At 46.3% G+C, this 12,373-nt stretch carries 7 protein-coding genes and 1 tRNA gene; 6 read left to right on the top strand and 2 right to left on the bottom strand.

Annotation, left to right across the window (positions count from 1 at the left end; all coding sequences use genetic code 11):
• Positions 1 to 15 precede the first annotated feature (15 nt).
• Positions 16 to 2,262 (top strand): leucine-rich repeat domain-containing protein, encoded by a 2,247-nt coding sequence (locus tag OXH00_19880; protein ID MCY3743284.1) that lies wholly within the window; start codon positions 16 to 18, stop codon positions 2,260 to 2,262.
• 140 nt (positions 2,263 to 2,402) lie between these two features.
• Positions 2,403 to 3,848: an arylsulfatase gene (locus tag OXH00_19875; protein ID MCY3743283.1), complete on the top strand. Its 1,446-nt coding sequence runs from the start codon at positions 2,403 to 2,405 to the stop codon at positions 3,846 to 3,848.
• Positions 3,849 to 3,922: 74 nt separating this feature from the next.
• Here the strand turns inward: OXH00_19875 and OXH00_19870 are convergent, their stop codons facing one another.
• On the bottom strand, positions 3,923 to 5,902 hold the full coding sequence (locus OXH00_19870) for a peptidyl-prolyl cis-trans isomerase (GenBank protein ID MCY3743282.1): 1,980 nt from the start codon (positions 5,900 to 5,902) through the stop codon (positions 3,923 to 3,925).
• 239 nt (positions 5,903 to 6,141) lie between these two features.
• On the opposite strand from OXH00_19870, the gene OXH00_19865 reads away from it, so the two are divergent.
• From OXH00_19865 to OXH00_19855, 3 genes are all read left to right on the top strand, one after another.
• Entirely contained in the window at positions 6,142 to 7,062 is a 921-nt protein-coding gene (locus OXH00_19865; protein MCY3743281.1) for a DNA glycosylase, read from the top strand.
• 598 nt (positions 7,063 to 7,660) lie between these two features.
• Entirely contained in the window at positions 7,661 to 8,053 is a 393-nt protein-coding gene (locus tag OXH00_19860; protein MCY3743280.1) for a hypothetical protein, read from the top strand.
• A 51-nt stretch (positions 8,054 to 8,104) separates the two neighbouring features.
• Entirely contained in the window at positions 8,105 to 9,226 is a 1,122-nt protein-coding gene (locus OXH00_19855; GenBank protein ID MCY3743279.1) for a glycosyltransferase family 4 protein, read from the top strand.
• A gap of 5 nt (positions 9,227 to 9,231) precedes the next feature.
• Here the strand turns inward: OXH00_19855 and OXH00_19850 are convergent.
• Positions 9,232 to 9,315 (bottom strand) — tRNA-Leu (locus OXH00_19850).
• A gap of 101 nt (positions 9,316 to 9,416) precedes the next feature.
• Between OXH00_19850 and OXH00_19845 the strand changes: the two genes are divergently transcribed.
• Positions 9,417 to 12,353, top strand: coding sequence for an FAD-binding protein (locus tag OXH00_19845; protein ID MCY3743278.1), 2,937 nt, complete (start codon positions 9,417 to 9,419; stop codon positions 12,351 to 12,353).
• Positions 12,354 to 12,373 lie beyond the last annotated feature (20 nt).

Raw genomic sequence — 12,373 nt, 5'->3', positions numbered from 1 at the left:
ACGGATATAAATCTTTTGCAGTTTTTTACATCATATCAGAAATTAGCGAACGCACATTTCTCACACCGGAATTTAGGATTCATTCGCGTTGGCATTCTTATTTGGATAATGTGCCTGTTTTTTGGAGCACCATATCGGATAGCAACTGCCCAGATTGTCCATGTTCCAGATCCTGGACTTCGTGCTGCACTTGAATCAGCGTTAGGCAAAGATGCCGGTACTGACATCACTCAAGCGGATATGGCGAGTTTGCAGTCGCTTCAAGCCAGCAGATGTCGCTTCCTCGCAATAAGCAGGCTTATATGTTATCGCCCTCCTGTTGGTATGTTTGGACCTGCCATTCAAGACCTAACAGGTCTTGAATATGCTATCAATCTGAAAGAACTACATCTTGCCCGTAATGCGATATCAGATGTGTCGCCCCTCAAAAATTTGACGAAACTGACATTCCTGCATCTTGAAACCAATCGGTTGTCGGATGTGTCGTCTCTAAAGGATATGATAAATCTGAAACAATTGGACCTTGAAGCCAACAGAATAGTTGATGTATCGCCCCTAAAAGATTTGACGAATCTAACATACCTGGATCTTGATAGTAATAAAATATCGGATGTATCGCCCCTAAAAGATTTGGTAAATCTCACATTATTAGACATTTCCGACAATAGGATATTGGATGTGTCGCCCCTCAAAAATCTGATATATCTGATAGAATTAGATATTGACAGCAATCAGATAACAGAAATTTCCTCTGTTGCAGATATGACAAGGCTATTGTATTTAGATTGTCACGATAATAAAATATCGGATGTTTCACCGCTCAACCATTTAATAAGTTTGATTTACCTGGATTTTGACGACAATGAGCTTTCCGATATATCTACACTCAGCGTTTTAACGAATCTAATATTTTTGGATCTTGATGGTAATCAGATATCAGATGTAACACCTCTTAGAACTTTGACAGCGTTGGGGGAATTGGATCTTGATGACAATCAAGTATCGGATGTGACACCGCTCAGTACCTTGAGAAATCTCAAATTGCTTGATCTTCACGACAATGAAATATCAGATGTGTCGCCCCTCAAAGACTTGACAGGATTGACATTTCTGGATCTTGACGATAATAAAATATCGGATATATCTCCGCTTTCAACTTTGACAAAGTTGACGGAATTGGATCTTGATGGCAATCAAGTATCGGATGTGACACCGCTCAGTGTCCTGAGAAACCTAACGCTTCTTGACCTTCATAATAACCAAATATCAGATGTGTCCGTACTCAGTAGTTTGATGAAGCTGACAGTGTTAGATCTTGATGACAACGAGATAGCAGATATATCCGCACTCAAAGGTTTGATACATTTGACGGAATTAGATCTTAATGGCAATCAGGTATCAGATGTGACCCCTCTTACGGGTTTGATAAACTTGACGGTGTTAGATCTTCGGGACAATCAGATATCAGATGTGTCTGCCCTTAGCGGTTTGGTAAATCTAAGGGTGTTAGATCTGGGTGATAACGGTATATCAGATTTTTCGCCCATTACGGGAATAATAGCGAATTTGTTAGAATATAATAACAGCAACCAAACGGTATCCCCTATCAACACAGCGGATGTCAACCGCGACGGTGTTGTGAATATTATAGATCTCATTTTAGTTAGTACCCATTTTCACACGCCAGACTTTTCGATGCTCGCCAGTTCTGGCGTTTATCCGGATGTCAATGGAGATGGGGTTGTGGATGTGAGAGATCTCGTTACGATTGCAGCGGAAATAGATACTTCTGCAGATGCACCTACACTCTGGAAAAACCCACCTGAGTTATATGGTCTGACGCCGGAAAATCTCAAGCGATGGATCGCCCTTGCCAAGGAGCTTGATCCACAAAATCCTCGGACTCAAAAAGGGATTGCTGTCTTAGAGCAGCTTTTAGGAGTTCTCAATCGGGGAGAAATTCTACCGCCAGAGACGGCACTGCTATCGAACTATCCAAACCCATTCAATCCAGAAACGTGGATACCGTATCAGTTAGAGAAGTCGGCAGAGGTAAACATTTCTATCCATTCTTCAGATGGGCAGCTTATTCGGGAGTTGGCGTTTGGACATTTGCCTGCAGGTATATATCATAGCAAATCGAGATCGGCATATTGGGATGGTCGGAATGCGTTAGGAGAGTCTGTAGCGAGTGGCGTATATTTCTACACGCTGACCGCCGGTGACTTTATCGCTACTGGCAAAATGCTTATCAGAAAATAAGATGGATTGCACTGAGACCCTTCAGTTAGTGGTTTTCAACATTTTTCATTCCTTGATAGCTAAGATAACTTTTTAGAGTTTTTCGTTGGTCTAACTAAAGTGTTAAAAGACCAGTTGACATTCCCAACAAGGAACTTGAGATGCCTAATAACCATCCAAATATTCTGTTAATTACTACCGACCAACAGCGTGGCGACTGTCTGGGTTTGGATTCAGACGGTCCTGATTGCTTGCAGACCCCAAACTTAGATTGGATCGGTCGTACTGGCACGCATTTTCGCCGTGGGTATGCCGAATGTCCGAGTTGTATTCCAGCGCGACGCAGTTTGATGACTGGCACCGCGCCAGCGGCTAACGGTGGTGTAGGTTTTAGAGGCGCGCAGTGGAACCCACCGCATACGTTAGCAGGTGAATTGTCGGCTGCCGGTTACCAAACCGAGATGATCGGCAAACTGCATCTGAACCCGCCGCGCAAGCGATATGGTTTCGATCATCTCCAACTGGCAGATGCCACCCGCGGGACCAATAACGACTATGTTGACTGGTTGCAACAGTATCACCGCCGCAACGACGTTGATCCGGGTATGGCTCACGGTGTTTCCGCCAACGGATGGGTCGGTCGCCCACATCATCTACCCGAAGAGCAGATGCACACTTTCTGGTGTGTTGACCGCGCCCTCGATTTTCTGCGAAAACGTGACCCGGCTGCGCCGTTTTTTCTCAATATCTCTTTCATAGATCCGCATCCACCACTGACGCCGCCGCTTCACTATTACCAACGCTATATCCAACGGGAGCTGCCTACACCTATAGTAGGCGACTGGGCACCGGAATTTGAAGGGGCAGAAAAAGGGTTGGATCCAAACGCTTGGGAAATTTGTCTTGACGATTACGACATGAAATGCGCCCGTGCTGCTTATTACGGGATGATCAATTTTATTGACGATCAAATCGGTCGTCTGATTCAGTCTGCTGGTGGATTCAGGGACTGCTTGGTCATCTTTACCTCCGACCACGGCGAGATGTTAGGTGATCACAACCTGTACCGTAAAACCTGGCCCTACGAAGCCTCCGCCCGAGTGCCTTTCCTCATGCGAGCACCGGCGAGATGGGGCTACCCGAAAGAGACCGTTTGTCAAAGTCCTGTCGGTCTACAAGACATCATGCCAACTATTCTGGATGCAGCGGGGATCGAAATTCCTGATACTTGTACCGGCAAAAGTTTGCTGCCTGTCATGCGCGGTGAGACAGATCGTGTACGGGACTGCCTACACGGTGAACACTCCGGGTGTTACGAATATAAACATGGGAACCACTATCTAACGGATGGAGACCATAAGTACATCTGGTATTCTCAGACCGGACAGGAACATCTCTTTAATCTTCAGGAGGATCCACACGAAACACGTGATCTGGCAAGGTCGAGCGAGGCTGAACGCCTTCTAACGCCGTGGCGGAATCGCCTAATTGCGTTTCTCAAAGACCGCCCTGAAGGTTTCACCGACGGTACAAAACTTATCGTCGGACAACGCCATGAGGCTCTGCTTCCGTACTATCAACCGGATGCCACCTATCCGTATTTGTGATGTCCGGGGAATGGCAGGGTCACAAACCCCGCCTGCAAGACAGCGGAATGTTTTGAAGGCCATCCACTTAATATTTAACGATAATCTTGATGTATCCAGAGTTCACTCGCCTCTTTGCGTGCGGCGAACCAGTTCAAATATACTTCCCGCTTTTTGGCTTGGATGAGAGCTTGGCGATGCCGGGCTTTCTCCGCCGGGTCCGTTCTGAACGCTTCAACATCCGGTTCTTCGCGCTCAACGAGTTGAATAATGTAAACGCCGTTGCTACCTCTGAAGGGACCAGCGATGTCATTGACTTTCATTTGAAACGCTGCAAACATAACTTCTGCGGAATTGCCTACACCGGCGATATAATCGCTTGTTGGGCTGAGCGAGAACGGATTGCTCTCTTGAACGACAAGCCGGTCTGCCGCTAAACCTTCCGGAGCTTTATACTTTTCAAGTAAAGCATCCAAAGATGTAGCATCCCCGCGTTGATTCAACAAACTTTCTGCATCCGCAAAAGCATGTTCTTTCGCCTTTTCTTTTTTTACCCCGTCAACCCTGCTTGTTCCGTCAATCACCTCTGTCTTTATCTCCTCAAAGGGTGGAATAGCCGCAGGTTTCTTATCAAGGACGGTAGCGACAAAATAGGCGTCTACCTCCTGCCCAGTTCGTCTCTTTGCTTCAATCACCTTTATTACGTTGACTTCCATATCGAAAAGTTCATCCACTAAACCTTGATAGCCCCATGTCGCGCCAATCTGTGGGATAGTCGTGGCATCACGGCTGAAGAGTCCTGTTTCCAGTGCGGTGAGGGAAAGTTGCTTATATTCTTCGAGTGCGAGTGCTTCATCATAGTCTCGGATTTCTATATCAAACAAGAGGTCTTCTGCAATCTTTTTCGCCTTGTCAACGCCGCTTACTTGAACAAGTTTCTGTTGGATTTCGTATTGAGCACTGGCGAAAGGTTGAATTTCTGGTGCCTTTTTTTCTTCCAATTTGATGATATGATATCCGTAACTGGTTTCGACCAAACTACTAACTTCTCCGGGCTTTAGCGTATCAAAAGCTGCTTCTTCAAAGGGTTTTACCATATCACCGCGTGCGAAATAGTCGCCCGGTGGGAGTTTTGGATTACTACCTCTTAAGGCACCACCTTGTGCTGCCGATGGCCCCTCCGAATGCTTTTTGGCAAGTTCGGCGAAATCCGCGCCAGCAGCGAGTTCTGCATTGACGGTTTTGAGTAACGCTTCTGCCGCAGTTTTGGTTTCCGCCTTTTGTTCGTCTGTCGCGTTGTCAGGGAACTTTTTTAAAATGTGGCGTGCTTTAACGGCTTCTGGTGTTGTAAATTCATTTTGATTTTCCGCGTAATACGCCTCAACCTCTTCAGGTGTAACGAGATCCGCAGGATTCACCTTGATAAACTTGACATTTACCTGTTCTCCAGTTTTATAGTTATCCCGATTTTTCTCAAAATAGGCTTCCGCTTCTGCGTCGTCAACCTCGATTATTGAGGTGTAGTCGTTGTACTTAAATTCAACAAACTTGATTTTCGCTTTATCAGCTTCAAGTTGGTAGGCTCGTTCTGCTTCAGCGTCAGTTACTAATTCCAGAGCCTGAACACTATTTCGGAGCGCATCGGTACTGAGTTCCAAACGGACATTTTCGGTATAGAGGTCTGCTACGCCCCACTGTTGGTAGAGGTTGTACTGCTTAACCCGATCTGCGTCACTTCGAATATAGTTTTTTACTTCCGCGTCGCCAATATCCACGCTTCCGAGAATAGTCTGTTGAACCCAACGATCGATTACGTCTTTTTGTATCTGCTCCCTGTTGGGCGCGCCACCGAACCGCTGGTTCCGCCTTTGAGATTCCATGGCGTTGGCAACAGCACTTTCAAATTCTCCACGTTTGACCTCTGCATTATTGATTTTGAGAACAACTTCCCCCTCAGGGTTTCCATCTCCGCCGCGCGTGTTGCTATAGAGGAAAACTGTCCCAACCAAAAACACAATGGCGATTACCCACATAAAGAGTTGCGCAATAAATTTTTCGCGTAGAAAGATAATCATGTTTTAAAGGTATCTCCTGTTTGACTCTGCTAACAGATACTCATATTATTTATCAAGAGGTGTTAATATATTATACGCGCAAATGAGGTGAATGTCAAATTATAGAACCCACCTTTGGAGAGTAGAACCTACGTCATACAATAAAAATTTGCTAATTTTCGGAATTTACTATATACTTATAATAGGTAACATCAAGGGTATTGCCTACAAACTTTCATTAAAATTCAACAAAACGCACGATGCAGATTCAGAACGCAACAGATTTCAGTCTGAAATACACCTTAGAATCGGGACAATCATTTCGATGGAACCGAATAGATAATGCCTACTACGGCGTTGTAGAAGGACGTATCCTCAAAATCACCCAAAAAGGAACAACTTTGTGTGTTCAAAGTTCTACCGACGAAGATGAGACCCGTTTCGTGTCATATCTCCGCCACTATCTTGACATTGGGCGCGATGTACCCAAAATTCTTGCTGAAGTTAACAACGATGCCTATATGCATCGGGCGATTCAGAAACTTTGGGGAATGCGGATTCTGAACCAAGAACTCTGGGAAACAGTGGCATCGTTCATTTTATCGCAGAACAATAATGTCTCTCGGATTCGTGGCATCATCCGTCGGCTGTCCGAACGTTTCGGTGAACATTTAACACTTGCTGGATATGAGGATTACAGTTTTCCGAGTCCGGAGGCACTCGCAATAGCAACAAACGAGGAACTTCTTGCCTGTGGCACTGGCTATCGAGCCAATTACCTTCGGGATACTGCAGAAGCAGTCGTTAATGGTGAACTCCCGCTCACAACGATGAAACAGATGTCATATTTTGAAGCGAAGCAAGCATTAATGCGTCGAAACGGCATCGGCGAAAAGGTCGCCGACTGTATCTGTCTGTTTTCGCTTGGGCACCTCGCGGCATTACCGATTGATGTCTGGATAAAACGGATTTTTGAGACGCTTTATCTTCGCCGACGCGCGACGCACCGCGAAATACGCGAATTCGCTCACAGTTATTTCGGGGACAGTGTAGGATACGCACAGCAGTATCTCTTTCACTACGTTCATGAGTGTTCAAATTGGGCAGATGCCGAGCATTTGTCGCTTATTGAATCAACTGTTACCGCTGTGGAGGAACAGTGTGAATCCACCACGAGGTAATAAAGATCAGCAAGTTTCCATCTAAACATTGCAGGTGTAAAGAGGCTGTCTTGCTTGAAAATCGCAAGATCTCCTTTCGTAGAGAAATTAATGCCGTTCTATCTTGCCAAAAAATTCGGTAGCCTTTACTATACATTTTTATTGCATTGTAACCGAAAATAAAATATAATCCAGTCTTGTTGACGCATAAAAGTAATTATATTATATTAACCCAAGTTGCTACCAATGGATTTTGAGCATTGTAACACGGTTTTTCCGATACTTCCTTCACCCCGTAGGGGTGGTATTGCTTCGCAGTGAGAATAGAAACGGCATATTTAAGCGACCGCACTCCGTATGAGGTTTAACAAATAAATTGGGTAATTTACTCCAGGCCCGGTAGGTGCGGTTTCCTAACCGCACCGGGTCCGACAAGAAAACTGAAAATTACCCGATTAAATTTTTAATCTTCATTAGGAGTGCCATTGCTTCGCAGTGAGAATAAATAGGTGGCAACTTGGGTTATATTAGTATACATTGACATAATTATGTGCCATTTTGATTTAGGCAGCAACTTGGATTAAAGACACTAAAAAGCGACCTTGGAGGTGACGACAATATGTCTGAAACATTTGAACAAAGTATAGTATCGCATTTGGAAGAACATGTTGAACTTGCGATTTCGACTGTTCAGAAGTTGAGAACAGAGAAACTGGAGCTTGAAGCTGAAATCGCGCGTCTCAATAGCGATGTGTTACAACGCGATACAAAGATTCAAGAACTCGAAACCCGTAATAGCGAACTTGAGGAGGAACTCGACTTAGAACGGTTAGGCACTTCTCAAGAACGTTCCGAAATCAAAGAGAGACTTGAAGGTTTAATGGATGTCCTCGCTGCCTCAAATGAGACAGAGGAACCAGATACAGGTGATGAGATCGCTTTTACGGCGCAGGATGATGAATCAGACGAAACATCACCATCGTCTTCAGCAGACTCGGCACACGCTGAGTAAACCAACATAATTAGCACCTTGCGTGTCTTAGTTCTCTCTCATTCTTACATTATGAAGCCGTACCGGCGCAAGTTCGCGCTCATTGCGGAACACCCAGATGTTACACTACGTGTTGTCACACCAATGCGTTGGTATGAAAGCTTCCAAGACATTATTTTTCAACCGGAACCTGACACGCCGTGTGAAGAGTGTCCGTGTCCGATCCGATTCTCCGGTTATGGTAGCCGTTTTTACTACCGGCATGGCATTAAGCCTCACTTCAGGGACTTCCAACCGGATATTATTCACTTAGAGGAGGAAGCGTGGAGCCTCAACGCGCTACAAACGGTTCGTTTAAAACGGAAGTATTGTCCGAACAGCCGTCTCATTTTTCGCACGTCCCTGAGCATACCGACGAAGCAGCGGTTTGGCATATTACCCGTGTGGATTGAGCGCGCCGTCTTTCGAGAGACGGATAGAGCTTTTCCGCTTAGTGAAAATGCTGGCAAAATTCTAACCGAACGGGGCTACACTGGAAAACAGACCCCATTTCCGAATGGCGTTGATGTACGCCATTTCTATAAGATGGATGTCACCCAATTACGTGACTCACTGGAACTTAGCGGCTGTTTTGTGGTCGGTTATGTCGGTAGATTGCTCCAGATGAAGGGTATAGATACACTTCTTCAAGCCTTAGCACACCTTGTAACCCATAACACCACACGCACTTATAAACTTTTAATCGTTGGGCAAGGCGAAGATAAAGATGCGTTCGTAAAAAAGGCAGAAACCCTCGGTATTTCTGAACAGATTGTGTGGATCGATGCAGTACCCCCTGAAGAGGTCGCTGCCTATATTAATTGTATGGACACGATTGTCCTGCCTTCGCTGACGACAACAGGATGGGTAGAATTCTTTGGTAGAGTGCTTATCGAGGGAATGGCGTGCAAAGTCCCAGTCATCGGCTCAGATTCTGGCGAAATTCCGCACGTCATTGATGACGCAGGGCTCGTTTTTCCTGAAGCGGATACGGATGCTTTAGCGGAAAGGATATATCAAATCGCTCACGATGTACACCTCCGAAACGAGCTGGTTGCGCGCGGGCTTGATCGTATCAAAAATTTCACGTGGGAGACGATTGCGGAACGGACATATCAAGTATATCAAGAACTACTTGGGGCGGCTACAAAATAAAAAGATGCCCCCGACTGGACTCGAACCAGCATGCCAATTAAGGCACAGGCCCTCAACCTGCTATGTATACCAAATTCCATCACAGGGGCATTGTGATTAATTATACTTTATTCAGATAATAATGTCAAATTTTTTAGACTTTTTTTAGAAATTTCCAGCAGTCATGTACACGACCACTTTGGATAGCAACATGAACACCCCCACATGGGAAAATCTTGAACAACAACTATCGGATACACTTGCAGGTGAGGTGCGTTTTGATCCATATTCTAAGGCACTCTACAGCACAGATGCAAGCCTTTATCAAATACAACCGATAGGTGTTGTAATTCCGAAAGACCGCCAAGACGTTATCAAAACGGTGCAAATTGCCTCAGAACATAATGTCCCCATCCTTCCTCGTGGTGGTGGTACGAGCCTCGCTGGACAGAGCGTCGGTGAGGCGATCGTGTTGGATATGTCTAAGTACATGAATCAACTGCTTGAGGTAGACATCGCTGAACGTTGGGCGCGTGTGCAGCCGGGTATCGTCTTAGACGAGTTGAACCATAAGTTAAAGCCGCACGGTTTGATGTATGCGCCAGATGTTGCCACGAGCAGCCGCGCGAACGTTGGTGGCACTATCGGCAATAACTCCGCAGGTTCGCACTCTCTCATCTACGGTAAAACTATCGATCACGTCATGTCGCTTGACTTGGTGCTTTCCAACGCTGACGAAATCACAGCATCTCCCATTTCACTTGAGAAATTAGAAGCTAAAAAACAGGGCAACACATTAGAACGGAACATCTATCGCGAGTTATGCCGTATCTGTGAGGACAACGCAGCAGAAATCCGTAAACGTTATCCGCGTATCCTGCGTCGTGTCGCCGGCTATAATCTGGATGAGTTTGTTACAGATGCCGGTTCAAAAGAGGTAACACCCTATCGGCGCGACGGATGCGATGAAAACCACCCATTTAGCCTGACGAAAATTCTCGTGGGTTCTGAGGGAACACTCGCGACGACCGTTGAAGCGACAGTGAATCTCGTTTCGATTCCCAAACTGACTGCGCTGTGTGTCGTCCATTTTGAATCTCTCATTGCCTCCATGGAGGCAATGCAACCCATCTTGGAATGTAACCCGACCGCTGTAGAACTCATAGACAAAACGATCCTTGATATGGCGCGAGGTTCATTAGAATTTTCACGACTTACCACTTTCATACAAGGCGAACCAACAGCGCTCCTTGCTGTCGAATTTTACGGTGAGACCCAAGTCGAATTAGAATCACAGTTAGAGAAACTTGAAAAAACGTTAAAAAGTGCTGGTTTCGGTTATGCGTTCGTACGCTGTTTTACCGCCGAAGAAAAATCGCGCGTTTGGGAGACCCGGAAAGCTGGACTCGGTTTGCTAATGGGAATGAAAGGCGATGCCAAACCGGTAGGTTTCGTTGAAGATGCAGCCGTGCCCATAGAGCACTTGCCAGAATATGTTCGCCGATTCGATGAAATTGTCACGGCACACGACACCACCGCCGCCTACTATGCCCATGCAAGCGTTGGGTTGTTGCACAACCGCCCTATCGTCAACCTCAAATCCGAAACTGACATTCAGAAGATGCACGACATCGCTCGTGAAGTTCGAGACCTACTCATGGAATTGGACGGTGCTATGAGTGGAGAACACGGCGATGGACTCGTCCGGAGTGAGTGGATAGAAAGCATGTTCGGTCCACAGATATATCAGGCACTCACTGAGGTAAAAAGCGCGTTCGACCCGAACGGTATTATGAATCCGGGCAAAATTGTCGATGCACCGCCGATGACAGAAAATCTGCGTTTCGGTGCAGATTACAACACTATTAAAATTGATACCTATTTCGATTTCTCCAGTCAAGACGGATTTGGCAGAGCAATTGAGATGTGCAACGGTGTCGGCGCATGCAGAAAAACGCTGACTGGCACCATGTGTCCCTCTTTTATTGCGACGCGTGAAGAAGAGCACTCGACACGTGGGCGTGCGAATGCGCTGCGCTCCATCATTTCGGGAGCGTTGCCACACACAGAATTCACGAATGAACGGCTACAAGAGGTACTCGATTTATGTCTCGGCTGCAAAGCATGCAAAGCGGAGTGTCCGTCTAATGTAGACATGGCGAAGATTAAATACGAGGTCATGGCACACTACCACAAAGCAAACGGTTTGCCCTTGCATCGGCGGCTGTTTGGTGAGATCGGTGCGCTCGCGCCGCTCGGCTCGATGTTTTCTCCGTTCTCCAATTGGGCAGTCAACAACGGGATTTCAAAATGGATCGCCGAAAAATTAATTGGCGTTGACCGACGACGGGATATGCCTACCTTTGTGCGTCCTACCTACGAACAGTGGTTCCGAAAGCGTGGTGCCAAACAGACATCGGATAAAAAAGTTGTACTCTTTCCCGACACCTTTATGAATTACAGCGAACCTTCTATCGGTAAGGCCGCGGCGGAGTTGCTGGAAGCATGCGGATTTGAGGTACTGCTACCTGAAAAACGGTGCTGCGGTCGGCCACTTATCTCAGAGGGGATGCTTGACCGAGCAGTTGAGAATGCGACTTACAATATTGACGCGCTTCGAGGTTATGCTGACGAAGGAATCCCGATTATTGGATGCGAGCCGAGTTGCACTTCTGCCATTACCGATGATTACGTTGAGTTGATCGGCACACAGGATGCAAAACGTGTCGCTCAGGCAACTTGTTCGTTTGAGGAATTTTTTGCGCAGCTGGCTGAAAAGGACGAATTGCCGTTGGAATTTTCGGCAGAACCCCGTGACGTATTACTGCATGGACATTGCCATCAGCGCGCACTTGTCGGTATCCAACCAACTGTCCAGATGCTAAACCTACCCGCAGAATACAACGTCACAGTGATCGACTCAAGCTGTTGTGGTATGGCTGGCGCGTTTGGATATGAGAAGGCACATTATGATCTCTCTATGAAGATAGGTGAATTACGGCTTTTTGATGCCGTCCGTGAAAAGCCGCCGGGTAGTTTCGCGCTTAGTGCCGCCGGGTTCTCTTGCAGACACCAACTTGAACACGGGACGGGTGTGCAACCGAGACACCCGGTTGAAGTGTTACACGAAGCAGTAATCAAAGATTAAACCTCATGCACCGGAGGGAA

Source organism: Candidatus Poribacteria bacterium (assembly GCA_026706025.1).
Lineage (GTDB): Bacteria > Poribacteria > WGA-4E > WGA-4E > WGA-3G > WGA-3G.
Note: the sequence above shows the minus strand (reverse complement) of the source record. Positions and strands in the feature narration are given on the sequence as shown.

Bases quoted from the DNA above. Each gene is read 5' to 3' on its own strand.
- OXH00_19855 (MCY3743279.1), top strand. From the start codon at position 8,105: ATGAAGCCGTACCGGCGCAAGTTCGCGCTCATTGCGGAACACCCAGAT.
- OXH00_19860 (MCY3743280.1), top strand. From the start codon at position 7,661: ATGTCTGAAACATTTGAACAAAGTATAGTATCGCATTTGGAAGAACAT.
- OXH00_19865 (MCY3743281.1), top strand. From the start codon at position 6,142: ATGCAGATTCAGAACGCAACAGATTTCAGTCTGAAATACACCTTAGAA.
- OXH00_19870 (MCY3743282.1), bottom strand. From the start codon at position 5,902: ATGATTATCTTTCTACGCGAAAAATTTATTGCGCAACTCTTTATGTGG.
- OXH00_19875 (MCY3743283.1), top strand. From the start codon at position 2,403: ATGCCTAATAACCATCCAAATATTCTGTTAATTACTACCGACCAACAG.
- OXH00_19845 (MCY3743278.1), top strand. From the start codon at position 9,417: ATGAACACCCCCACATGGGAAAATCTTGAACAACAACTATCGGATACA.